Origin of the sequence: Roseburia intestinalis L1-82, assembly GCF_900537995.1 — a bacterium.
Classification (GTDB): Bacteria; Bacillota; Clostridia; order Lachnospirales; family Lachnospiraceae; genus Roseburia; species Roseburia intestinalis.
The window spans coordinates 3,245,325-3,270,422 of record NZ_LR027880.1 but is presented as its reverse complement, the minus strand read 5'-3'; the positions used below and the strand labels follow the sequence as shown (position 1 = coordinate 3,270,422).

Below are 25,098 nucleotides of genomic sequence, written 5' to 3'. Positions count from 1 at the left end.
CAGTTTATTTTTCGATACATCTTTTGATCAGGGCACCACAATAAAAGGACAACAAAAAACCACAGGTATATAACCTGTGGTTTATGTTCCATCTATGTGACACCGTAAATGGTATGACATCTGATCTGTGATTAGATTAAGTATGGTTTTAATGTTTCCATAATCTCATCAACATTAGCTTCAGCATGGATTGCTAAATCGATCGGTTTGGATAAGTCTAAGCTGAAGATACCCATGATGGATTTTGCGTCGATAACGTATCTACCGGAGATTAAATCGAAATCATACTCATACTGTGTGATCGCATTGACAAATGATTTCACTTTGTCGATAGAATTTAAAGAAATCTGTACTGTTTTCATGATGAAAAACCTCCTTAAAATTAGCTGTTAAAGTTATCTTTATAGTAATGGTTTTCCGTGGAAAAGTCAACAAGTAAATAGATATTATGGAGGTAAAAAATGAAAAAAGCAGCACTGCACAATCTGGGGTGTAAAGTAAATGCATATGAGACGGAAGCTATGCAGCAGATCCTTGAAAATGCAGGTTATGAGATTGTTCCTTTTACGGAAATTGCAGACGTATATGTGATCAATACCTGTTCCGTAACCAATATGGCAGACCGTAAATCAAGACAGATGTTCCACCGTGCAAAAAAGATGAATCCGGATGCCATTGTAGTGGGAGCCGGCTGTTATGTGCAGACAAAAGAGGCACAGGCATTGGTGGATGAAAGTATTGATATCGTGATCGGAAATAACCAGAAGCATGAATTGGTTACACTGTTGAATGAGTATGAAAAAGAACACACAAAACAGGCACAGATTGTTGATATCAATCACGAAAAACAGGAGTATGAAGAACTGCATTTAAAGAAAACGGCAGAGCATACGCGTGCATTTATCAAGGTGCAGGATGGCTGCAACCAGTTCTGCAGTTACTGCATCATTCCGTTTGCAAGAGGACGCGTCAGAAGCCGCAAAATGGAAGATGTATTAAACGAGATAAAGGGGCTTGCAAAAAGCGGATATAAAGAAGTGGTGTTAACCGGAATCCATTTAAGTTCTTATGGAGTTGATACCGGAGAAACTTTACTTTCCCTGATCGAACATGTACATGAGATCGAAGGAATCGAGCGTATCCGTCTTGGAAGTTTAGAACCGCGTATCGTGACGGAAGATTTCGCAAAACGTTTATCGGAGCTTACAAAGATCTGTCCGCATTTCCATCTGTCCTTACAGAGTGGCTGTGACAGTGTCTTAAAGCGGATGAACCGCAGATATGATACGGCAGAATATGAGGCGGGCTGTGATCTGCTGCGCAAATATTTTACGCATCCTGCGATCACGACCGATGTGATCGTTGGTTTTCCGGGAGAGACGGAAGAAGAGTTTAAAATTACAGAAGAATATCTGAAAAAAATACATTTTTATGAGATGCACATTTTTAAATATTCGATGCGTGAAGGTACGAAGGCGGCGGTGATGCCGGATCAGGTGCCGGAGCAGAAAAAGACAGAGAGAAGCAATATTCTTCTGTCACTGGAAAAGAAAATGTCTGAAGAATTCCGGAATTATTATGTCGGAAAAGAAAAGACGGCACTGTTAGAGGAAGAACTTGTGGTGGATGGAAAAACATATTTTACCGGATACACAAAAGAGTATGTCAAAGTGGCGTTTGAAACAGAAAAAAACATGGCAAATCAGTTCGTGACAGGAAAGATAAAAGGAAAATTAAAAGACGATATTTATCTTTTGGTTGAATTTTAGGACAAACTATATTAAAATAAAAACTAGCAATGCTTTTTATAGCAGGTATAAGGGCGTGAAAAATATGCAGAATATCAATAATACACAATATTTCAGAGTGGAGAAAGAGCCGGAGTTAAAGGTTGGTGACGTGCTTACGATTGTGTATCGTGCACTGAGCGAGAAAGGCTATAATCCAGTGAATCAGATTGTTGGATATATTATGTCTGGAGATCCCACATATATTACCAGTCATAATAATGCAAGAAGCCTGATCATGAAAGTGGAACGTGACGAACTGGTCGAAGAAGTTTTAAAGGCTTATATCAAAAATAATCATTGGGAATAGGAAGTTTATGCGGATTTTAGGTTTGGATTTTGGCTCAAAGACTGTCGGTGTGGCAGTCAGCGATGAGCTTTTATTAACTGCGCAGGGACTGGAGATCATAAGACGCCAGTCCCCTAATAAACTGCGCCAGACTTTGGCGAGGATCGAAGCGATTATCGCAGAATATCAGGTGGAGTGTATTGTTCTGGGTTATCCGAAAAATATGAATAACACAGAGGGAGAGCGTTGCGAAAAGACAAAAGAGTTTCAGGAGATGTTAGAGAGACGGACAGGGTTAGAAGTTATTTTGTGGGATGAGAGACTGACGACCGTTTCCGCAGATAAACACATGATGGAGTCCGGTATCCGCAGGGAAGACCGCAAAAAATATGTCGATGAGATTGCTGCAGTCTTTATTTTGCAGGGATATCTGGATTATCGGAGTATGCACGTAGAGAAGTAAACAGGTTCTGACAAAAGCCGCAGGTTTTCGAATGCGGTTTTTGTGTTATGCATGGAGGATGCACATGGAAAAAGTAACATTTGTGGACCCACAGACAAAAGAGAGTATTGATTTTTTTGTTGTGGAGGAGACACAGGTAAACGGTACGCGTTATTTTTTTGTCACGGAAGAGGAAGATGGCGACTGTGATGCGTACATTTTGAAGGAGGTCGCCACAGAGGACGATGACGTTGTGTGCGAGATGGTAGACGACGACACGGAACTTGCGGCAGTAGGTAAAATATTTTCAGAATTGATAGAGGATGCGGACATTGAATATGAAAGAGAATAAGGAGGCAGGAATCAGCCAGAATGATTCAAAAAAAGCAGAGAGACCGGAACGAAAAAAGAGAACCAGTGTAAAAGAGAACAAAAAAGAAAAAACTTCAAAACTTAAGATCATTCCGCTTGGCGGCTTAGAGCAGATCGGAATGAACATTACAGCTTTTGAGTACGAGGACAGCATTATTGTTGTGGATTGTGGTCTGTCTTTCCCGGAAGATGACATGTATGGAATCGATCTTGTCATTCCGGATGTGACTTATCTGAAAGATAATATTGATAAAGTCAAGGGATTTTTCATTACACACGGACATGAGGATCATATCGGAGCGATTCCGTATGTCTTAAGGGACATCAATGTTCCGATTTATGCGACAAAGCTTACCATCGGTATCATTGAACATAAGTTAAAAGAACATAATATGCTGACAAAAGTGAAACGCAAGGTGGTAAAATACGGACAGCATATCAATTTAGGCTGTTTCCGCGTGGAGTTCATCCGTACGAACCACAGTATTCAGGATGCAGCAGCGCTTGCCATTTATTCACCGGCAGGTATCGTTGTGCACACAGGTGACTTCAAGGTGGATTACACACCGGTATTTGGAGATGCCATCGATTTACAGCGTTTTGGTGAGATCGGTAAAAAAGGTGTACTTGCACTGTTATGTGACAGTACCAACGCAGAGCGCAAGGGATTTACCATGTCAGAAAAGACAGTCGGCAAGACCTTTGATGAGATCTTTGCAGATCACAAGAATACGAGGATCATCATTGCAACATTTGCGTCTAACGTAGACCGTGTGCAGCAGATCATTAATACAGCTTATAAATACGGCAGGAAAGTTGTCGTGGAAGGACGCAGTATGGTGAATATCATCGGCATTGCGTCGGAGCTTGGCTACATTAATATTCCGGACAATACGCTGATCGATATTGAAGAACTGAAAAATTATCCGGATGAGAAAACGGTTATGATCACGACCGGAAGCCAGGGAGAGTCCATGGCGGCATTGTCCCGTATGGCATGTGGCATGCATAAAAAAGTTACGATCAAACCTAACGATACGATCGTGCTCAGTTCCAACCCGATCCCGGGAAATGAAAAGGCAGTTTCCGGTATTATCAATGAGCTTTCCATGAAGGGTGCAAACGTTATTTTCCAGGACGTACATGTATCCGGTCATGCCTGTCAGGAAGAGATCAAACTGATCTACTCCCTGGTAAAACCGAAGTATGCCGTTCCGGTACATGGAGAGTACCGTCATCTTTTGGCACAGGCGAGAGTGGCAGAAGAACTTGGCATCAACAAGGACAATATCTTTATCCTGACCTCTGGTGATGTGCTTGAATTAGATGACGAAAAAGCAGAAGTGACAGGAAGAGTCCATGTAGGTGATATCATGGTCGACGGACTCGGTGTCGGTGATGTCGGCAACATCGTACTCCGCGACAGACAGCATCTTGCGGAAGATGGAATCATCATTGTCGTTCTGACATTAGAGAGCGGTTCCGGACAGGTGCTTGCGGGTCCGGATATCGTATCCCGTGGATTTGTCTATGTCAGAGGTGCAGAGAGTCTGATGGAGGATGCAAAGCATCTGCTTGAAGATAAGATGCAGTATTGTATGGATAAAGGAATCACCGACTGGGGCAAGATCAAAAATGAGATCAAGGATTCTTTAGGTGATTTCGTGTGGAAAGAGACAAAGCGCAGACCGATGATCATGCCGATCATTATGGAAGTGTAGGAAGGACAGATGTATCATGAGCAGAATGGATGAAGCCATGCAGGAACTGGTGGATGCAATCAAATTCAGCGAGGAATATATCAGATATCAGGATATCAAAAACAGAGTGCACAATCAGCCGCAGTTAGAGCAGCAGATCCACGCATTTCGCCACAAAAATTATCTGTTACAGAACAGTGATGGAAATGTGGATCTTTATGATGCGACGGATAAGATGGAACAGGAATACCGTGAGTTTCGGAAAAATCCACTTGTCGCAGAATATCTTGCAGCAGAAAATGCTTTTTGCCGTGTGGTGCAGAAGGTCAACTGGACGCTGATCGAAGAACTGGATTTTGAAGTTGGATTTGAGGAATAGTCTGGAGGATTTCATATGAAGCTGAATAAACTGGTATTAAAATTTGTCAGCATCAGTTTTTCGATTCTGGTCATGTTACTTGTTGTGATCGGTTTGATAAAGCTGGGCAGTTTTTGCTATGATTTCGGCTATCGGGTGTTTACCGAAGGACCGGTGGAAGAAAAACCTGGAACCGATGTGACCGTAGATGTGACGGGGGATCTGTCAGAATATCAGATTGGTAAGCTGTTAAAGAAAGAGGGGCTGATCCGCGATGCGAATCTGTTTTATGTACAGCTTCGTATGTCAGCGTATCATGGAAAGTTAAAAACAGGAACCTACACGTTAAATACATCCATGACAGCGAAAGATATGATGGTGGTTATGGCGGCAGAATCTGAGGAGAGTACGGAAAGCACAGAGAGCACAGAACAAAGAACAGATCTGGATTCATCGGACGGAACATCTTCGGATGATACCGGGGCGGATGATGCCGGAGAAGAAGGTCAGAACACAGATGAAAATGAACAGGCAGGAGCAGTCGAGTGATAGTAGATGAACGTCTGGTCACCTATATCAATTCGCTTGATACGGGGAATACCAGTATTTTAGATCAGATAGAACAGGAAGCACTAGATAGTTATGTGCCGATCATAAGGAAAGAGATGCAGCAGTTTTTGAAGCTGCTTCTTGCAATGAAACGTCCGATGCGGATCCTTGAAGTGGGGACCGCAGTCGGATTTTCTGCCATTTTGATGGCGGAATATGATCCGGTGCCGTGTGAGATTACAACGATTGAGAATTATGAAAAGAGAATTCCAATTGCAAAAGAGAATTTTATCCGTGCAGGGAAAGAAAAACAGATTATGCTGTTAGAAGGAGATGCGGCGCAGATTCTTCCGACATTGACGGAAACCTATGATTTTATTTTTATGGATGCCGCAAAAGGACAGTATATTCATTTCATGCCGGATATATTACGGCTGCTTGGACCGGAAGGAACACTGGTTTCTGATAATGTGCTGCAGGATGGAGATATCATAGAGTCCCGTTTTGCAGTTACGAGGAGAAACCGCACGATTCATAAGAGAATGCGCGAATATCTGTATGAACTGACACATGACGAGCACCTTGTTACGGCAGTTTTGCCGATTGGTGACGGAGTTACGGTCAGCACATGGAAGAAATAGAAAGGGCGTATCTGAGAAAGATACGAAAGGATAGATAAGTTATGAGAAGACCGGAACTTTTGATACCGGCAAGCAGCCTTGAGGTGCTAAAAATTGCAGTGATCTATGGTGCAGATGCCGTGTACATTGGTGGCGAGGCATTTGGACTTCGTGCAAAAGCCAAGAATTTTTCCATGGAGGAAATGAGAGAAGGAATCCGTTTTGCACATGATCATGAGGTAAAAGTATATGTGACGGCAAATATCCTTGCCCACAATGACGATTTAGAGGGTGTAAGGGAATATTTCAAAGAGCTGGATTCCTTTGCAAAAGAAGAAAAACCGGATGCACTTATCATCGCAGATCCTGGTGTGTTTATGATTGCAAAGGAAGTCTGCCCGGATATTGAGCGCCATATCAGTACACAGGCGAATAATACCAACTACGAAACATACCGTTTCTGGTATGGACTCGGTGCAAAGCGTGTGGTATCGGCCCGTGAACTTTCTTTAAATGAAATTAAAGAACTTCGTGCAAATATACCGGATGACCTTGAGATAGAGACGTTTATTCACGGTGCAATGTGCATTTCTTATTCCGGAAGATGCCTGTTATCTAACTATTTTACCGGACGTGATGCGAATCAGGGAGCATGTACACATCCGTGCCGCTGGAAATATTCCATCGTGGAGGAAACGAGACCAAACGAGTATATGCCAGTTTATGAGAATGAGCGTGGAACTTATATTTTTAACTCCAAAGATCTTTGTATGATCGAACACATACCGGAATTAATGGAATCAGGTATTGACAGTTTTAAAATAGAGGGTAGAATGAAAACAGCACTATATGTTGCGACTGTGGCAAGAACTTACCGCAAGGCGATCGATGACTACAAAGTGTCACCGGAGCTTTACAAAAAGAATCTGCCATGGTATTTAGATCAGATATCCAACTGTACCTACCGCCAGTTTACAACCGGATTTTTCTTTGGAAAGCCTTCAGATGAAGCACAGATTTACGACAATAACACCTATTTAAAAGAGTACACATATTTGGGAATTGTTGGAGAGCAGAATGAAGAAGGACTTTACCGGATCGAACAGCGCAATAAGTTTTCGGTTGGTGAAGAGATTGAGATTATGAAGCCGGATGGAGAAAATCTGACGGTGACTGTGAAACGGATTGTGGATGAGGATGGAGCAGATATGGAATCAGCACCGCATCCAAAACAGGTTTTATATATTGATCTGGGGCATCCACTTGAGAAGTATGATATTTTACGAAGAAAAGAGTAGGGAGGAAAATACTCTGCCCCGAAAAATAAGGAGGATAAAAGTATGAAAAAGGAAAAATATGTGGCTTATGTAGGTACATATACTCATGAAAACAGTGTCGGAATCCATATTTATGATGTGGATGTGGCAAATGGCAGTATGAAAGAACGTAAAGTAGTACCAATCAATAACCCGTCAGATCTTGTTGTTTCAAAGGATAGAAAGTTCCTTTATTCGATTGCTGATGAAGGTGTGGAAGCATTTAAGGTTCTTCCGGATGGAGATCTTGAGGCTGTGAATAAACAGTGGATTGGCGGCATGAGAGGATGCTATGTGGAAGTGGATGATGAGAATCGTTATCTTTTCGTTGGTGGACATCATGACGGACGTGTGACGATGATGCATCTTGAAAAAGATGGAAGCATCGGAGCTATCGCAGATGGTATTTTCCATATAGGTATGGCGCGCGGAAGCGACAGACGTACCAACACACCACATGTTGACTGTGTAAAACTGACACCGGATCAGAAGTTTTTGTGTGCAGTTGATAACGGATTAGATCAGGTTAAGATCTATCGTGTGGATTATACTTATGGTAAATTAAAACTGGTGGATATCATTCGTGGACCGCTTGAGTCTGCGCCGAGAATGATCCGTTTTTCCAGAGATGGAAAATATGCTTATATCCTGTATGAGTTGACACATGAGATCGAAGTGTACAAATACTCCGTTGAAAATGAACAGCCACAGTTTGATAAGATCCAGACGATCACAACACAGGGAAAGAAAGAGGAAGATATCTGTGCCGCATCCGGTATGGAGATCACTAAGAGCGGAAAATATCTCTTTGTTTCCAATGCCGGTGTGAACACAGTGGTTGCATATGAGATCGATCCTGCAACAGGTATGCTGACACAGGCATTCCGCACTAAAGTAGACAGTGATTATCCGAAAATGCTTGCAATTTATCCGGATGAGAAACATTATCTTACTGTAAATAATACATCCAATGATATCGTATCTTATACGATCAATTATGAGAAAGGTTTCTCTCTGCAGAACGGTGCGCCGGTCAAGGTTGATAAGCCAAACTGTATTTATATCTTAAAATTAGAAGAATAAGAGGGATTCCGTGCATCTTATGTCACGGTAAAATACCCGCAGTATGCCAGAGATGATATGCTGTGGGTGTTTTTTATTTGTGCAATTTACCAATCAAAAAACCGGAAGCCACCTTTCGACATCCGAATCCTTGAAGGAAATAAAAATATTTCATAAATAAGAATGAGATTGCCCAAAGCGGATATAGATAATAATAGTGGATGAAAAAAGATACAGTAAAAGGAAAAATGGTGGGCGATGAACAGAGAAGAACGATTGAGGCGGCAAAAGGATTTTCTGACCGGATTTGCATTCTGGGTGGTGTGGCTTGTGATTTTGTGGGTAGTGCTTAAGGCGGCAGGTTCTGTGCTGTTTCCGTTTCTTGCGGCGTTTGCGGTGGCGGTACTGCTGTCGGGAGCGGTACAGTTTATTGCGGAGCGGATGCATATTCAAAGAGGGATCGTGGCGGTCGCGGTCGTTCTTTTCTTTTATATTATTTTAGCGGTATTCCTTTATTTTGCGGGCAGTTATCTGGTGCGTCTGATTTACGATACGGCAAGGGAACTATCCGTATTTTTTTCAGATACGATCGTCCCGGTCATGCAGCGCTTTTACCAGTGGTTAGACCGCTTTGTTTCTGTATTTTATCCGACAGAACTGACAGGAAAAACATCCGGTTTACATGGAGTTGGGGAAGAGTCCGCACAGACACTGAAAAATGCAGGAAAACTGATGTCGGGGATCTCGGATGGTGTCATCGACGGGGTGTCCGGGATGGCGGCAGGAATCCCGGGATTTTTTATGAAACTTCTGATTGCGGTGATCGCGACCGTATTTATGGAACTGGAATTTCCGGAGATCAAAGCATTTTTAAAGCGGCAGATCCCGGCGGAATACCAGCGGGCGTTCCGGGATGGAAAAAATTATGTAACAGGGACAATGGGAAAATGCATTCTTTCGTACTGTCTGATTTTTGGTATGACATTTGCGGAACTTACGGCAGGCTTGTTTCTGCTTGGCATCAAAAATGCATTTGCCATCGCGTTTATCATTGCGGTACTTGATATCCTTCCGGTTCTTGGGACGGGAACGGTTTTGATCCCGTGGGCAGTTCTTGCTTTTGCATCTGGAAGGATTTCTACCGGAGTTGGCGTGTTTGGACTTTACCTTGTGATTACGGTCGTGCGGAATCTGATCGAGCCAAAACTGGTTGGAAAGCAGATGGGGTTATCACCGGTGATTATGCTGCCATGTATGCTGATTGGCTTAAAATTTTTTGGAATTATCGGCCTGTTTGTGGTGCCGCTTCTGGTTTCATTTCTAAAACAGTTGAATGACAGAGGAATTATAAAAATCTTTCGTTAAGGCATTTGAAAACATAAATGGCAGAAAATAGAAAATTCCATAAGTTCCTGGAATGATAAAAATAACCTCCGCTTATAAATGAAAAAATTTTTCGCTAAAAATTGGATTTTGGGTGAAATACGGCGAAAATTGCATTGACGGAAAAATTTCTCTATGCTAAATTTACTCATGTATTTCTATCAAGTAGTGATACAGGAGGATGAAAAAATGAAGAAAGCATTAAGCGTATTATTGACAATGGGACTTACCGTTTCCATGCTGGCAGGATGTGGTTCAAATGGAGCTGCAGACAATGCATCAGCAGGCAATGCAGCAGATAACAGTGCTGCAGACAATACTGTAGCTGCGACAGAGAGCAGTGCAGCAGCCGGCGAAGCAAAATCAGCATCGGATATCAAGGTAGGTGTGATCTACATTGGTGATGAGAACGAGGGATATACAGCAGCACATATGGCTGGTATCGATCAGATGATGAGCAATCTCGGATTATCTGAGGATCAGGTCGTAGAGAAAACTCTGATCCCGGAAGATGAATCTGCTTATGATGCAGCAGTTGATTTAGCAGATCAGGGATGTAACATTATTTTCGGTACAAGCTTTGGACATGAGAGCTACCTGCTTCAGGCAGCAGCAGAGTACCCGGAGGTTCAGTTCTGCCATGCAACCGGATATCAGGCAGCATCTTCCGGACTTTCCAATATGCACAACTATTTTGATTCTATCTACGAAGCACGTTATGTTTCCGGCGTTGTTGCGGGTATGAAATTAAACGGGATGATCGCAGACGGAACCATCACAGAGGATACAGCTAAGATCGGTTATGTTGGTGCATTCCCGTATGCCGAGGTTATTTCCGGATTTACTTCTTTCTATTTAGGTGCAAAGAGCCAGTGTCCTTCCGCAACTATGGAAGTACAGTATACAAACAGCTGGGCAGATATGTCCGGTGAGGCAGAGGTAGCAGCAAAACTGATCGATGACGGATGTGTCCTGATCAGCCAGCATGCAGATACCACTGGTGCGCCAAGTACCTGTGAGGATAAGAAAGTTCCATGTGTCGGCTACAACGTTGATATGACAACTGTTGCTCCGGATGCAGCACTTACTTCTCCGACAAATAACTGGGGTGTTTACTATACACATGCAGTACAGTGTGTATTAGACGGAACAGCAATCGAGACTGACTGGTGTCAGGGATTTGCAGAAGGTGCAGTTGACATTACACCGATCAACGAGGCAGTTGCAGCAGAGGGAACAGACGCAAAAGTAACAGAAGTTGAAAATGCAATCAAAGACGGATCACTTCATGTATTCGATACATCCGCATTTACTGTAAATGGTTCTTCCTTAGAAGACCTGATCGCAGAAGGTGGCGATTATGCAAAATATGCAGATTATGTATCAGACGGATACTATCATGAGTCTGAGCTGGCATCTGCTCCATCTTTCGATATCATTATTGATGGTATCACTTCTGTGACCAACTAAGAGCATCTGCGGTGCAGAATGATTGATTAAGATTTTTAGCAGAATATAATTCTGCCATAATGCAAAAGAGCATGTCTGAATGAATGCTTTTTGTATCATAAATAAGCGGAACTGTGAAAGGACAGACCTTTTATCACAGTTCCGCAGTTTACGTTAAAGGAGGACTGTTTGTGGAACCGGTAAATGCGATTGAACTTTTGGGAGTCACCAAACGTTTTGGAGAGGTTGTCGCAAATGACAATGTAAATCTGACAGTGAGAAAGGGAGAGATCCTTTCTATATTAGGAGAGAATGGTAGTGGAAAGACTACGCTGATGAACATGCTCTCCGGTATTTATTTCCCGGATGAGGGAGAAATCCGTGTGAATGGGAAAACCGTGACGATCCGGTCCCCGAAAGATTCCTTCGAACTCGGAATTGGAATGATTCATCAGCATTTCAAGCTGATCAATATCCTGACAGCCGCCGAGAATATTATTTTAGGTCTGCCGGGAAAAGAACGCCTGAATTTAAAACAGGTGGAAAAAGAAGTCAAAGAACTGACAGACCGCTACGGTTTTGACTTAAATCCATCCCAGAAAATTTATGATATGTCCGTTTCCCAGAAACAGACCGTTGAGATCGTAAAGGTTTTATACCGTGGCGCGGATATTCTGATCTTAGATGAGCCGACTGCCGTTTTAACACCGCAGGAGACTGAAAAATTATTTGCGGTATTGCGCAACATGCGTGCCGCAGGAAAATCCATCATCATCATCACACACAAGTTAAACGAAGTATTAGAGCTTTCTGACCGTGTGGCAGTGCTTCGAAAAGGAAAGTACATAGATACGGTGGAGACAAAAGGTGCAACGGTAGAGTCTCTAACTGAGATGATGGTCGGTGAAAAAGTAACGCTTGATATCAACCGTACCGAACCGGAAAATGCAAAAAAACGAATTGAGATGCGCGGTGTGACATGCCGGAACAAGGAAGGTTTAAAAGTATTAAAAGAGACTTCCTTTACCGCATACAGCGGCGAAATTCTCGGTATTGCAGGAATTTCCGGAAGCGGGCAGAAAGAACTCTTAGAATCTGTGGCTGGTTTGCAGCCGATCGAGAGTGGTGAGATCCTTTATGAGTCACCGGAGGGAAAAGTCGAAAAAATCTCCGATATGAAGGCGGAGGATATCAAAAAACTTGGTATCGCCTTATCCTTTGTCCCGGAGGACCGTCTCGGAATGGGATTAGTCGGTTCCATGGATCTGACAGATAATATGATGATCCGCAGTTACAAGGAAGGAAAACATTTCTTTGCAGACCGTAAGGCACCAAAGCAGCTTGCGCAGGAAATCGTGGACAAGCTTGAAGTCGTGACGCCGGGAGTTGAGACTCCGGTCAGCCGCCTTTCCGGTGGAAATGTACAGAAGATCCTTGTTGGACGTGAGATCGCAAGCAATCCAAACGTGCTGATGGTGGCATATCCGGTGCGTGGGCTTGATATCAACTCTTCCTATACGATCTATAATCTGCTAAACGACCAGAAGAAAAAGGGAGTTGCAGTCATCTGTGTCGGCGAGGACTTAGATGTGCTTTTAGAGCTGTGTGACAGGATCCTTGTGTTAAATGGCGGAAGAGTTTCCGGTATTGTGGACGCTAGAAGTACCACAAAAGAAAAACTTGGACTTTTGATGACAGGTTCGGGAGAGGAGAAACAGGCAAATGAGTAAAGAAGTAAAAGAACCGGCAGTTCGTATGATAAAACGCGATACGATCAGCACAGCAAAAGCATGGGGAATCCGGCTTGCAGCCGTTGCATTATCACTGATCGTTGCGGGACTTGTGATCGTTGCAATCACAAAACAGAATCCGATCCAGGTATATCTTGGTATTATAGACGGTGCGGTAGGAAGCAGCCGTCGTGTGTGGGTAACGATCCGAGAGACATTGGTGCTTTTATGTATTGCGATCGGACTGACACCGGCATTTAAAATGAAATTCTGGAACATTGGAGCTGAGGGACAGATCTTAATGGGAGGTATGGCAACTGCAGCACTGATGATCTATGCAGGGGATGCGATGCCAAACTGGCTGCTTTTAATTCTGATCTTTATTGCAAGTGCGGCGGCAGGATTGATCTGGGGACTGATCCCGGCAGTGTTTAAAGCATATTTCAATACAAATGAGACATTGTTTACATTGATGCTCAATTATGTGGCAATGCAGCTTGTCACATTTGCCATCGTATTCTGGGAGAATCCGTCCGGTTCTAACACGGTCGGCATCATCAATGCAGCTGGACAGAAAGGATGGTTCCCATCCATTTTTGGAAATATGTATGGACTGAACGTGATCGTTGTTCTGATCATCACACTCGGCATGTATGTATACATGAAATACAGCAAACAGGGATATGAGATCGCAGTTGTCGGCGAGAGCCAGAATACTGCGCGCTATGCCGGTATTAATGTAAAAAAAGTAATCATCCGCACGATGATGCTCTCCGGTGCGATCTGCGGAATCGCAGGCTGCCTGATCGTCAGCGGTGCGAGCCATACGATCTCCACAAGTACAGCCGGTGGACGTGGATTTACCGCCATCATTGTTGCGTGGATGTCAAAATTTAATCCGTTTGCAATGATCTTAGTATCTGCATTTCTGGTATTTATGCAGCAGGGATCCATCCAGATCGCTTCCCAGTTTGGTTTAAATGAGAATGCGTCGGATATCATTACCGGTATTTTACTGTTTTTCTTAATCGGCTGTGAGTTCTTCATCAATTACAAGCTGGAATGGAAAAAGAACCATAAGGAGGGAAAATAAATGAATCTGCTTATGACATTCATACAAAAAGCAATCGGACAGGGTGTTGCGATTTTATTTGGTGCGACCGGAGAAATTGTAACGGAAAAATCCGGTAACTTAAATCTTGGAATCCCGGGTATCATGTACATGGGAGGTATTTCCGGTCTGATGGGCGCATTTTTTTATGAGAATGGCAATGAAAACCCGAATGGATTCATTGGTCTTCTGATCGCCTTATTTGCAACACTGATCGCATCTGCATTGGGTGGTCTGATCTACAGCTTCTTAACGATCACGCTTCGTGCCAACCAGAATGTTGTTGGTCTTGCCTTAACGACATTTGGTGTAGGTTTTGGTAACTTCTTCGGCGGTTCTATTTCAAAACTTGCCGGAGGTGTCGGACAGATTTCCGTACAGACTACGGCGGCGGCGTTTCGTGCAAAAATACCGGGACTTTCTGCAATCCCTGTGATCGGAGATTTATTATTTTCCTATGGTTTTCTGACCTATTTATCCGTGATCCTTGCCGTATGTATGACTTATTTCCTGAAAAAGACCAGACGCGGCTTAAACTTACGCGCAGTCGGGGAGAGCCCGGCGACTGCAGATGCTGCAGGTATCAATGTATCAAAATACAAATACATTGCAACTGTGACAGGAGCAGCAATCGCAGGTCTTGGAGGACTTTATTTTGTCATGGAATATCTCGGAGGAACCTGGTCTAACAACGGATTTGGTGACCGTGGATGGCTGGCAATCGCACTGGTTATTTTAGCACTCTGGAATCCGGATCATGCAATCTGGGGATCATTCCTGTTTGGCGGACTTTATATTTTATATATCTATCTGCCGGGACTGACCCGTGCAACACAGGAACTCTGCAAGATGCTTCCTTATGTGGTGACGATCATTGTACTTGTGATCACAAGTAAACGAAATAAACAGGAAAACCAGCCACCGGCAAGCCTTGGAGAAGCATACTTCAGGGAAGACCGATAATGGTTTAAAGAAAAGAAATTACTTTGCGGACAGCAGCACTCATCTGGGTGCTGCTGTTTGTGACTAAACAGATTTCACGTTCCGGTATGGGTTCGACGAGACGGATCGCGTAGGCGCTGCCGCGTGCGATCGCCTCTGCAGCGAGCTCCTCCGGATAAAAACCGATACCGAGATTGTGTGTGATCATAGGAAGGATCTGGTCGGTGGTGGCAGCCTCCATATCAGGTGCGAACATCAGACCATGACTTAAGAAATAACGGTGATACAATTCTCTGGTCCCGGTGCCGTCGGCAAGCCCTATAACCGGTATTCCGGAAAGATCATTTAAGCTTCGGATCTGTGAAGCCAGTTCTTTATATTTTGTTCCTCCGATCAGAATTTCGCGGTAGGAGGCAAGGTGTGTTTTGTGCAGTGGCTTTTGGATGGTAAGTGGTGAGGTGACGGCTGCAAAATCGACGACCTTGCTCTCTAATGCTAAAATTGCCTGTGGTGTGGAGTGATTGAAAATACGGATGCGCACATGTGGATATTGTTCGTGAAAACGTTCTAACACCGGAAGCAGCCGCAGGCGTAACGCATTTTCGCTGGCTCCGATGGAAACCAGTCCATTTTCGAGATCCCTATTCTGACGGATCTCATCTTCCCCAAGCGACAGCTGCTCATAGGCAATCGCAACATGTTCATATAATCTTTTTCCTTCGGGAGTCAGCGTTATCCCCTTGTTAGAGCGCAAAAACAGTGTACAGTTTAATTCCGATTCCAGATTATTCATGCACCTTGTGATATTTGGCTGGTTATTGTGCAGTGCCTCTGCAGCTCTGGTAAAACTTTTATACTGTGCAACATAGTAGAAAATACGGTAATAGTCGTAAGTGATCATGCGGTGTTTTATCTCCTTTTATTTATTATATAAAAATCATATGATGGATATATCAATAATACTTTTTACATCTGATAACAGGGATACTATAATACAGTCGATGTAAGAAATCAATGAGAAAAAACGGGAATAAGAGGTGAGAACATTGGCTTTGAATCAAAATGAGCCAAGGAGTACGAAAGTGCAGATGTCGGAGGCGTTTATCACGAGTGTGTTTCTGGCACTGTCCGGTGGGTTCCAGGATGCATACACTTATTTTACGAGAGATGGCGTGTTTTCGAATGCACAGACCGGAAACGTGGTACTCATGAGTCAGCATTTTATGATGGGAGAGTGGAGTGAGGGATTGCGTTATCTGTTCCCATTGCTCGCATTTGCAGTCGGTGTGTTTGTGGCAGAGAGGATACAGGGAAGTTTTAAGTATGCGAGAAAGCTGCACTGGAGACAGTCAGTATTACTCTGTGAGATGGCAATCCTGGTGTTTGTGGGATTTCTTCCGGAGAATCTTAATATGGCAGCAACCGTGTTAGTTTCTTTTTCCTGTGCCATGCAGGTGCAGACATTCCGGAAAGTCGGCGGATATTCCTACGCGAGCACAATGTGCATCGGAAATCTGCGGAGTGGGACGGCAGCGTTTTCACTGTATCTCAGGGAAAAAAGACCGGAACAGATCAGACAGGCACTTTACTATTTTGGAATCATTTTATTCTTTGCGGTTGGTGCGGGAATCGGAGGAAATCTGTCTGTGAGGTACGGGTTTCATGTGATCTGGATATCCGGTGGACTTCTGTTGATCAGTTTTCTGCTGATGTTCTTAGAAAAGATTAGATAATGGAGGGAAAAAGGATGGAGACAATATTTCCAAGAGAAGAAAAAGCAGATCTGTTGTTTGATAAAATCTTGAAAGATCCGGAAGCCTGTGAGCGTCTGATGCAGACTTTTTATGGAGAAATTGATTCGGATCTTGAACTGGTGGGAGGATATCTTCCACCGGAACAGTTTGCTAAGGCATTGTTTGATGCCTATAAAAACCGGGATCTGACAGCATTTTTGATGGCAGTCTGTAAAAACAGCATGTTTGACTTACTGCGCAACTCATTTTTGGCACCGTTCCGCTTTAATGCGGACGGACAGGTCAATCCGTATCTGCTCACGGACGAGGATGGAAATCTGATCCAGACAAAGGAGATCCATGTGAGTGAAAAAGATTATAACCGGTTTAAAAAGGTATTCCGGAAAGAGAAAGGTGTAAAGATGTATCTTGCATACGGATACCGCAAGCGTCACAGCTATGATGCGGATACGATGGATGTGATGGAATATAAGATGGGTGAGCACATCGGTCTTTTGCTTGTCTATGAACTGCCGGATACGGTAAAACAGCAGAGGACGGAAGCACAGGCTTATGCAGCAGTGTGGGATATCATGATGAAACTGCAAAAGGACCTGCCGCGTTCCTTTGTTTATTACGGACAGGATTCTTTGGAAGATGAAGGTCAGAGGTTTGATGAACTGGGCGTATTTTTACCGATCCACCGTTTTTCGGAACGGTTGGAAAAGAGTATTGATACAGCAGATAAGATTGTACATGCACAAGCATAAAAGGAGTGTGAATATTTATGTTAACAGCAGTAACTGGTATTAACTGGGGCGATGAAGGAAAAGGACGTGTCGTAGATTTATTAAGTGAACACGCCGATTATGTGGTTCGTTATCAGGGAGGAAACAATGCAGGACATACCGTAGTGACAGATAAAGGTAAATTTGTTTTGAATCTGCTGCCGTCCGGTATTCTGCATCCGGAGGTTGTCTGTGTACTTGGAAACGGAATGGTCATTGATCCGGATCACTTAAGACATGAGATCGAGATGATGCGTTACATGAATGTAAAAATCAGTCCGGAAAATTTAAAGATATCGGAAAAAGCAACCGTCTGCATGCCATTCCATGTCAGACAGGACGTTTTAGAGGAGGAGAGACTCTCTAAGACCGGGGAGGCATTTGGCTCCACAAAAAGAGGAATCGCCTATGCCTATGGCGATAAATATATGAAGAAAACGCTTCGGATGGGAGACCTTTTATATCTGGATTCGGAAGTGATCAAAAAACGGATCGCAATGATCGTAGAGAGCAAAAATCTGATTCTTGAAAAGGTATATGGCCAAAAACCACTCTCAGTAGAAGAGGTCATGGACTGGTGCAAGGGACAGGCAGAATTTTTAAAGCCGTATATTACCGATACGGGGGTGCTGTTGGAAAAGGCAGCCGCAGAAGGCAAAGATATCCTCTTTGAGGCACAGCTTGGCGCATTGCGTGATATTGATTACGGAATTTATCCCTACACATCAAGCTCTAGTACGATCGCAGCCTATGCAACGATCGGAGCGGGTATTCCAAAAAGAAAACCGGAGCGTGTCGTAGGTGTCATGAAGGCATATTCTACATGTGTTGGTGAGGGACCATTTGTCGCTGAGAAAGCCGCTGACGGGGAATGGAACGATAAATTAAGAAAGGCGGGAAATGAATTTGGTGCTGCAACCGGACGTCCAAGAAGAGTCGGGCCGTTTGATGCAGTTGCAAGCAGATATGGACTGCAGTGTCAGAATGCAGGAGATATTGCCCTGACCAAACTGGATGTATTGAGCAGCTTTGAAAAGATCCCCGTTATCACGGGATACCGTGTGAACGGAAAGCTCATCACGGATTTCCCGACAAATGTATTGCTTGATGCTGCAAAACCGGAGGTTGAGATGTTAGATGGTTGGAACTGCGACATCTCATCCTGCAGAAACTGGAATGATCTTCCGGAAAATGCAAAGAAGTATATCGAGAGGATCGAGGAACTGATCGGACATTCCATTTACCTTGTTTCCACAGGAGCAAAGAGAGATGAATATTTATTGAAAGAATAAAATATCAGGTACAGTACCGGAACATCTTATCGGTCAGTATTCTTGCAAAGATCAGTCCGAGAGGCAGGCATACGATGATAAGGATCGCAGAGGCAAACCAGGAGGCCGATGCATCCAAAGACATGATGCCGAGATTATAGATCGCGCGGTACAGGTATAATCCGGGAACCATGATAACGATAGATGGAACGGTGATCGCAATCCTTGGATAACCGACATGGTTTTTTAAAAGGGATGCGAGCAGTCCAGCGGTCAGTGCACCTAAAAATGCAGCGGCCGCGGAAGGTGTTCCGAGAAGATCCACAAGTTCTAACCGGAATGTATTTGCAATGGCGCCGATCACGGCTGCAGCAGCTGCAAGCTGTCTGGGACTGTTAAACATGATTGAAAATCCGAATACGCCGCAGAAACTTGCAAGCAGACGGAAGATGATCTTTTCTGTCAGAGTAAGGTTTAAAGGAAGAAAATCTACAGGCTGCAAATGAAGTAAAAGGGCTACCATCCAGGCAAACATAGTGGCGACGGCAATAATGATCAGTGCGTAGGCGAGACGCTCAAGACCGGAGCGCATATCAAGTTTTGCGAGGTCGATTCCGCTGGTAATAAATGGAAAACCGGGAATGATAAAGAGCATGGCACAGATATAACCTGCTTCATGCTGAATAGAGATTCCCCACAGCAGCTCTGCAATTTTTAACAGTCCGGCATAAACCAGACAGGCACTTGAGACGGATGCTGCAATGCAGAGAAACAGTGTAAAATGATGTTTTGTCAGTTTGCACCGCAGATAATTTCCAATGCCGGCACCAAAGAAGGCACAGAGCATTTCAATAGGTCCGCCGCCGAGTAAAAATGTAAATGCGCTGCATGCAAGCGCTGATGCACATCCAAGTGCAAATGGGGAGTAAAGCCCATGGATCTGTTCAATCTGGTCTAAATAAGTATGGATCTGTTCGCCGGACATTGTGCAGCATTCATGGTCAAAATCATTGACGAAGCGTTCCAGCCGGTTTAATTTTGAAGTATTGACACCGGTATTTGTCAGGCAGAGAGACTGCGAGTAACAGTCGGTTCCGTCAAAGCAGGTATATTCGATCGACATCAGTCCAATGTCAGCGGTACAGGTAACACCGAGCAGAGTGGCAAGACTGTTCATGGAACTGCGCACACGCCATGCTCCGGTACCGCAGGAGAGCATCATAAGACCGGTACGACCGATCACTGAAGCTTTTTCAGTCAGTCCTGTCTGGGTGATCGGGAGTGATTTATCCGATCCCGTAAACTGGTGCCAGGGAATATCCATATGGTTTTTTTGTATCTGGTTCTGCATCATTTGTAAACACTTCTTTCTGAATAATGTCATGTAATTTGCTGTTATAAAGTGTATCTGTTCTTCCTGAAAAGTCAAGTATGTATCTGTATAAATTAATCCCAAAATGAGCCGATAACCATAATAGAAACAAAAACTGCCGGATAAATGGAATTAGAAGGCGAAAACAAATTTTTCAGGGAGGATAAAAATATGAGTGAGATCAGCAGCAACAGTGCATTAAATTCTTATGCAGCGGACTATTCTTACCGCACAGAACACAACAAAAAAACAGACAGCAATAAAAAGGCCGACGTTACAAAAGAGGCAGACAAGACCACAAAGAAAAGCAAGGTGAGCGGCAGAACCATAGGTGATCCGGTCCTGAGCGATAAGGCCCAAAAGTATTATGAAAAATTAAAAGCAAAATATTCTAATATGGATTTTATTCTTGTCTCTCCGGAGAAAAAAGAGGAAGCGGAGAGCAAGAAAGGCATGTACCAGAGTTCCAAGGAACTTCTTGTTTTAATCGATTCCGACAAGATCGAAAAGATGGCGGAAGATGAGGAGTATCGTGCAAAATATGAGGGGATTTTAAACAATGCAGCTTCCCGGCTAAATCAGATGAAAGATAGTCTTGGCTCGAAAGCCGATTCGGTAAGCTCTTTTGGAATGACCTTTGATGACCACGGAAATGCATCATTTTTTGCGGTTGTGGACAAATCTCTTGCATCCCAGAGAGAGCGTATCGCGGACAAAAAAGAAGCTGCGGCAAAAGAGAAAAAGAAAGCGCAGAGGGAAGCACAGGAAAAACGTGCGGAGGAGAAAAAGGCGGACCGAACAGATAAGAAGGGAAAGACAGATGGTACCGGTAAGGCGAAAGATACAGAAAAGACATCGGATGCGGATAAAGTGACCGTTTCCGCTTCCTCCTGGGAAGAACTGCTGAAAAAAATAAATAACGTGATTTATGAAAGCAGGGCAGATTCCGTGATGACAAAAGAAGAAAAAGCAGTCGGACAGTCTTTTGATTATTCCATATAAAAATACTGGGAAAAAAGGACAGTTGAACCACAGGTCATTCTATGGCAGAATAAAAGAAAATACAGAAGAAAATATGCATAGGTGACATTGTGAGATATACAGTATTGATTGCAGATGATTCAAAACTTCAGAGAGTGATTGTAAAAGAAAATTTAAAAGATATCTATGATGTGGCAGAGGCATCGGGCGGACAGGAATGTCTCGATCTGGTAGAACACAGTGCCGGGAAGATCGATGCAGTACTTTTGGATATTGTGATGCCTGGGATGGATGGATTCGAGGTGCTGCGGAGAAGGCAGGAGTCCGGGGTGTTTCAAAAGATTCCGGTGATCGTACTCACTATGAGTGACAGGAAAGAGGATCAGGAACTTGCAGAACAGTTAGGCGCAGATGGATTTCTGCTAAAACCGGTCGATGCAAAGCAGGCGCGTCTTCAGATCAGCCGTGTTTTAAGGGAAGACTGACAGAGATTACCCATATGTAAAAGAATAAATTGAATCACGGAAACAAAACGTGTATAATAGACACAGAAATATGTTTGACAGGGGAAAAAATATGGCACAGAAAATTATTTTAACGGGCGACCGCCCGACAGGCAAATTACATGTGGGACATTATGTAGGCTCTTTAAAGCGGAGAGTTGAACTTCAGAATTCCGGTGAATATGACAAGATCTTTATTATGATCGCAGATGCACAGGCACTTACCGACAATGCAGACAACCCTGCAAAAGTGCGCAGTAATATCATGGAAGTGGCACTCGATTATCTTTCCGTAGGAATCGATCCGGCGAAGTCTGATATCTTTATCCAGTCTTATGTAACAGAATTGACGGAGCTGACATTTTATTATATGAACCTCGTTACGGTATCAAGATTACAGCGCAATCCTACCGTGAAATCAGAGATTCAGATGCGTAACTTTGAGACAAGCATCCCAGTTGGATTTTTCTGTTATCCGATCAGTCAGGCGGCAGATATCACTGCATTCCATGCAACGACAGTTCCGGTCGGTGAAGACCAGATGCCGATGCTTGAGCAGACAAAGGAGATCGTGCACAAGTTTAATGCCGTATACGGCGAGACACTGACCGATCCGCAGATCTTGCTGCCGGAAAATAAGGCGTGCTTGAGACTTCCGGGTACCGACGGAAAGGCGAAGATGAGTAAATCACTCGGCAACTGCATCTATCTCTCCGAGCCGGAAGCAGATGTCAAGAAAAAGATCATGTCCATGTATACCGATCCAAATCATATCCGTATCGAAGATCCGGGTAATCTTGAGGGCAACACGGTATTTACCTATCTGGATGCGTTCTGTAATGACGGACATTTCGCAGAATATCTTCCGGAGTATTCCTGCTTACAGGAGTTAAAAGACCACTATACACGCGGTGGTCTCGGTGATGTCAAGGTGAAGAAATTCTTAAACAATGTTATGCAGGAAGAACTTTCTCCGATCCGTGCACGCAGAAAAGAATACGAAAACCGTATCGGTGATGTGTATGACATTTTAAAGAAAGGCAGCGAGACAGCAAAACATGAGGCTGAGAAGACGCTCGCCGAAGTAAAACATGCGATGAAGATCGACTATTTTGATACACCGGAGTTTTTAGAAGAACAGGTGGAAAAATTTAAGTAAAAAATATGAAAAAGCTGCCCTGCAGGTGGAAACACAGCGGGGCGTTTTTTATTCTCCATGTATATGGTTTACGAAGTGCAGTATTTTGTGATAAAGTATATAGGTACATCTTTGTGAAAGGAAAACGGACGTGGTAAGACGAAGAAAAAGTGGTTTAAACTTTGGAAGACGGAAGAAGAAAATCAATTTTGCAGTGGTAAAAGAGGTTTTGTCGTGGACAGTAGAAATAGCACTCACGTTACTCATTGCGTTTACGTTTGTTTATTTTATCGGACTTAGAACCAGTGTGGTAGGACAATCGATGTCTAAGACATTAAATGGCGGAGATCAGATTTTAGTAAACCGTTTTGTTTATAAAGTGACAGATCCGAAAACGAATGATATTGTCGTATTTTTGCCAAATGGAAATGAAAAATCCCATTATTATGTAAAGCGTGTCATAGGTGTTCCGGGAGATACCGTACAGATCAAAAATGGAACGGTATATGTCAACGGAAAAGCGTTTGATGAGGAGACGGATGTGGCATCCATTGAGGATGCGGGACTGGCAGCGGAGGAGATCACACTTGGAGCAGATGAATATTTTGTTTTAGGAGATAACCGCAATAACAGTGAGGACAGCCGTTATGCAAATATCGGAAATATCAAAAAAGATTATATTATAGGAAAAGCCTGGTTTCGGATTGCACCGTTTTCGGAAATTGGATTTCTGTAAAAAGATACAGATGTTAAAAAAATATTGATAGAAATGGAGAAAAATATGCAATTTCAATGGTACCCTGGACATATGACGAAAGCAAAACGTCAGATGCAGGAAGATATAAAACTGATCGATTTAGTGATTGAACTGGTGGATGCAAGAATACCACTTGCAAGCCGTAACCCGGATATTGATGAACTTGGGAAAAATAAGGCAAGATTGATTCTGATGAATAAATCGGATCTGTCGGATGCGGGAAGAAACCGTGAGTGGTCGGATTTTTTCCGTGAAAAAGGTTATTATGTTGTATGTCTGGATGCAAGGAGCAAGGCAGGAATGAAAGATGTCACAAATGTTGTGATGGAGGCCTGTAAGGAGAAAATTGAGCGTGACCGGAAAAGAGGAATCAAAAATCGTCCGGTGCGTGCAATGGTTGTAGGTATTCCGAATGTCGGCAAATCAACATTTATCAATTCCTATGCTGGAAAGGCATGTGTGAAGACTGGAAATAAACCGGGTGTGACTAAAGGAAAACAGTGGATCCGGCTCAATAAGAATGTGGAACTGTTAGATACACCTGGAATCCTCTGGCCAAAATTTGAAGATCAGAGAGTTGGTCTTTATTTAGCTCTGATCGGTGCAATCAAGGATGAGATCTTAAACATTGATGAATTATCATTAGAGTTGATCAAAATACTGTTAAGCGATTATCCGACCGTACTAAAGGAACGTTACGGTGTGGAGGAGGACGCAGAGCCGCCGGTGATCTTAGGACAGATCGCAGAAAACAGAAAGTGTATCTCAAAGGGCGGAGAGTTAGATTACAGCAAGGCGGCAGCACTTCTGATCGACGAATTCCGGAGTGGAAAACTGGGACAGATCACACTGGAACGTCCGAAGATACAGGATGGCAGTGCAGAATGAGACAGACAGAGATCAGGGCAGTGTTTGAAATCATTCTGTATTTTGCACTTGTGGCGTGTATCACTTTTTTGATCATTCATTTTGTAGGGCAGCGTACGGTTGTAAACGGTGTTTCCATGCAGCCGACACTTTCTGATGGAGATAATCTGATCGTGGATAAATTGTCCTATCGTTTTCATGATCCGGACAGGTTTGATATCATTGTGTTTCCTCAGGAAGATGGCAGATATTTTATCAAGCGGATCATCGGACTGCCCGGAGAAAATGTGCGGATCGATGAGGACGGATTCATTTATATCAATGGCGAAAAGCTGCAGGAATCATATGGAAAAGAAGTGATGCGGGATCCGGGACTGGCAAAAGACGGGATACAGCTTGGAGCAGATGAATATTTTGTGCTGGGTGATAACCGGAACGACAGCATGGACAGCCGTATGGCGGAAGTGGGACCGATTGCGGGAGAAAGGATCATAGGACGTGCGTGGCTTCGCATCTATCCGTTTGATCAGATCGGTTTTTTAAAACACGGCTCATGACAATAGATTTGCCTGCGGAAG

At 43.5% G+C, this 25,098-nt stretch carries 27 protein-coding genes; 24 read left to right on the top strand and 3 right to left on the bottom strand.

The window, feature by feature from the left end; genetic code table 11:
• Nucleotides 1-131: 131 nt before the first annotated feature.
• Nucleotides 132-362 (bottom strand): HPr family phosphocarrier protein, encoded by a 231-nt coding sequence (locus RIL182_RS15415; protein WP_006857923.1) that lies wholly within the window; start codon nt 360-362, stop codon nt 132-134.
• Nucleotides 363-461: 99 nt separating this feature from the next.
• Between RIL182_RS15415 and mtaB the strand changes: the two genes are divergently transcribed.
• The 15 genes from mtaB to RIL182_RS15340 all read left to right on the top strand — a co-directional run bounded on the left by mtaB (nt 462) and on the right by RIL182_RS15340 (nt 15,131).
• On the top strand, nt 462-1,769 hold the full coding sequence (gene mtaB / locus RIL182_RS15410; protein ID WP_006857922.1) for a tRNA (N(6)-L-threonylcarbamoyladenosine(37)-C(2))-methylthiotransferase MtaB: 1,308 nt from the start codon (nt 462-464) through the stop codon (nt 1,767-1,769).
• A gap of 64 nt (nt 1,770-1,833) precedes the next feature.
• A complete protein-coding gene (locus RIL182_RS15405; RefSeq protein WP_015521299.1) occupies nt 1,834-2,097 on the top strand; it encodes an IreB family regulatory phosphoprotein in 264 nt (87 codons plus the stop codon).
• Between the two features lie 7 nt (nt 2,098-2,104).
• A complete protein-coding gene (ruvX, locus tag RIL182_RS15400) occupies nt 2,105-2,539 on the top strand; it encodes a Holliday junction resolvase RuvX (RefSeq protein ID WP_006857921.1) in 435 nt (144 codons plus the stop codon).
• Nucleotides 2,540-2,603: 64 nt separating this feature from the next.
• Nucleotides 2,604-2,870 (top strand): DUF1292 domain-containing protein, encoded by a 267-nt coding sequence (locus RIL182_RS15395; protein WP_015559933.1) that lies wholly within the window; start codon nt 2,604-2,606, stop codon nt 2,868-2,870.
• On the top strand, nt 2,857-4,611 hold the full coding sequence (locus tag RIL182_RS15390) for a ribonuclease J (protein ID WP_006857920.1): 1,755 nt from the start codon (nt 2,857-2,859) through the stop codon (nt 4,609-4,611). The genes RIL182_RS15395 and RIL182_RS15390 overlap by 14 nt, the downstream gene beginning before the upstream one ends.
• A 16-nt stretch (nt 4,612-4,627) precedes the next feature.
• Nucleotides 4,628-4,969: a YlbF family regulator gene (locus tag RIL182_RS15385; RefSeq protein ID WP_015521301.1), complete on the top strand. Its 342-nt coding sequence runs from the start codon at nt 4,628-4,630 to the stop codon at nt 4,967-4,969.
• A gap of 15 nt (nt 4,970-4,984) precedes the next feature.
• The gene (locus tag RIL182_RS15380; protein ID WP_006857919.1) at nt 4,985-5,497 is read left to right on the top strand and encodes an endolytic transglycosylase MltG; all 513 of its coding nucleotides are present in this window, start codon (nt 4,985-4,987) and stop codon (nt 5,495-5,497) included.
• Nucleotides 5,494-6,138 carry an O-methyltransferase gene (locus RIL182_RS15375; protein WP_006857918.1) on the top strand — a complete coding sequence of 215 codons (645 nt, stop codon included), beginning with the start codon at nt 5,494-5,496 and terminating at the stop codon, nt 6,136-6,138. The genes RIL182_RS15380 and RIL182_RS15375 overlap by 4 nt, the downstream gene beginning before the upstream one ends.
• 41 nt (nt 6,139-6,179) lie before the next feature.
• Complete coding sequence (locus tag RIL182_RS15370) at nt 6,180-7,415, top strand: peptidase U32 family protein (RefSeq protein WP_006857917.1); 1,236 nt, start codon at nt 6,180-6,182, stop codon at nt 7,413-7,415.
• 42 nt (nt 7,416-7,457) lie between these two features.
• Complete coding sequence (locus RIL182_RS15365) at nt 7,458-8,516, top strand: lactonase family protein (protein WP_006857916.1); 1,059 nt, start codon at nt 7,458-7,460, stop codon at nt 8,514-8,516.
• A 237-nt stretch (nt 8,517-8,753) separates the two neighbouring features.
• Nucleotides 8,754-9,860, top strand: a complete 1,107-nt coding sequence (gene ytvI / locus RIL182_RS15360) for a sporulation integral membrane protein YtvI (RefSeq protein ID WP_015559935.1) — start codon at nt 8,754-8,756, stop codon at nt 9,858-9,860.
• A gap of 207 nt (nt 9,861-10,067) precedes the next feature.
• Complete coding sequence (locus tag RIL182_RS15355; RefSeq protein WP_044999248.1) at nt 10,068-11,348, top strand: BMP family ABC transporter substrate-binding protein; 1,281 nt, start codon at nt 10,068-10,070, stop codon at nt 11,346-11,348.
• Between the two features lie 170 nt (nt 11,349-11,518).
• On the top strand, nt 11,519-13,057 hold the full coding sequence (locus tag RIL182_RS15350; protein WP_022112227.1) for an ABC transporter ATP-binding protein: 1,539 nt from the start codon (nt 11,519-11,521) through the stop codon (nt 13,055-13,057).
• The gene (locus tag RIL182_RS15345; protein ID WP_015559937.1) at nt 13,050-14,150 is read left to right on the top strand and encodes an ABC transporter permease; all 1,101 of its coding nucleotides are present in this window, start codon (nt 13,050-13,052) and stop codon (nt 14,148-14,150) included. Before RIL182_RS15350 ends, RIL182_RS15345 begins: the two co-directional genes overlap by 8 nt.
• Complete coding sequence (locus RIL182_RS15340) at nt 14,151-15,131, top strand: ABC transporter permease (protein ID WP_006859110.1); 981 nt, start codon at nt 14,151-14,153, stop codon at nt 15,129-15,131. It abuts the gene before it with no gap.
• A 4-nt stretch (nt 15,132-15,135) separates the two neighbouring features.
• Here the strand turns inward: RIL182_RS15340 and RIL182_RS15335 are convergent, their stop codons facing one another.
• Nucleotides 15,136-16,011, bottom strand: coding sequence for a LysR family transcriptional regulator (locus tag RIL182_RS15335; RefSeq protein WP_006859109.1), 876 nt, complete (start codon nt 16,009-16,011; stop codon nt 15,136-15,138).
• Between the two features lie 187 nt (nt 16,012-16,198).
• Here RIL182_RS15335 and RIL182_RS15330 point away from each other — a divergent pair, with 187 nt between their 5' ends.
• From RIL182_RS15330 to RIL182_RS15320, 3 genes are read left to right on the top strand one after another with little or no spacing between them, the layout of a single operon-like run.
• Nucleotides 16,199-16,843, top strand: a complete 645-nt coding sequence (locus tag RIL182_RS15330) for a YoaK family protein (protein ID WP_006859108.1) — start codon at nt 16,199-16,201, stop codon at nt 16,841-16,843.
• Between the two features lie 14 nt (nt 16,844-16,857).
• Nucleotides 16,858-17,613 (top strand): DUF4866 domain-containing protein, encoded by a 756-nt coding sequence (locus RIL182_RS15325; protein ID WP_015559938.1) that lies wholly within the window; start codon nt 16,858-16,860, stop codon nt 17,611-17,613.
• A 17-nt stretch (nt 17,614-17,630) separates the two neighbouring features.
• Nucleotides 17,631-18,923, top strand: coding sequence for an adenylosuccinate synthase (locus RIL182_RS15320; RefSeq protein WP_006859107.1), 1,293 nt, complete (start codon nt 17,631-17,633; stop codon nt 18,921-18,923).
• A gap of 4 nt (nt 18,924-18,927) precedes the next feature.
• Here RIL182_RS15320 and RIL182_RS15315 read toward each other — a convergent pair whose 3' ends face one another.
• Nucleotides 18,928-20,256, bottom strand: coding sequence for a threonine/serine exporter family protein (locus RIL182_RS15315; protein WP_082241397.1), 1,329 nt, complete (start codon nt 20,254-20,256; stop codon nt 18,928-18,930).
• Nucleotides 20,257-20,445: 189 nt separating this feature from the next.
• On the opposite strand from RIL182_RS15315, the gene RIL182_RS15310 reads away from it, so the two are divergent.
• The 6 genes from RIL182_RS15310 (at nt 20,446) to lepB (RIL182_RS15285) (ending at nt 25,077) form a co-directional block, all read left to right on the top strand.
• Complete coding sequence (locus tag RIL182_RS15310) at nt 20,446-21,276, top strand: DUF6033 family protein (RefSeq protein WP_172606720.1); 831 nt, start codon at nt 20,446-20,448, stop codon at nt 21,274-21,276.
• An 89-nt stretch (nt 21,277-21,365) separates the two neighbouring features.
• Entirely contained in the window at nt 21,366-21,740 is a 375-nt protein-coding gene (locus RIL182_RS15305; protein WP_006859104.1) for a response regulator, read from the top strand.
• 91 nt (nt 21,741-21,831) lie between these two features.
• Complete coding sequence (trpS, locus tag RIL182_RS15300; protein ID WP_015559942.1) at nt 21,832-22,917, top strand: tryptophan--tRNA ligase; 1,086 nt, start codon at nt 21,832-21,834, stop codon at nt 22,915-22,917.
• A 130-nt stretch (nt 22,918-23,047) separates the two neighbouring features.
• On the top strand, nt 23,048-23,632 hold the full coding sequence (gene lepB, locus RIL182_RS15295; RefSeq protein ID WP_006859103.1) for a signal peptidase I: 585 nt from the start codon (nt 23,048-23,050) through the stop codon (nt 23,630-23,632).
• Nucleotides 23,633-23,677: 45 nt separating this feature from the next.
• Entirely contained in the window at nt 23,678-24,541 is an 864-nt protein-coding gene (gene ylqF, locus RIL182_RS15290) for a ribosome biogenesis GTPase YlqF (RefSeq protein WP_044999537.1), read from the top strand.
• Complete coding sequence (gene lepB, locus RIL182_RS15285) at nt 24,538-25,077, top strand: signal peptidase I (protein WP_006859102.1); 540 nt, start codon at nt 24,538-24,540, stop codon at nt 25,075-25,077. Before ylqF ends, lepB (RIL182_RS15285) begins: the two co-directional genes overlap by 4 nt.
• Nucleotides 25,078-25,098: the final 21 nt, after the last annotated feature.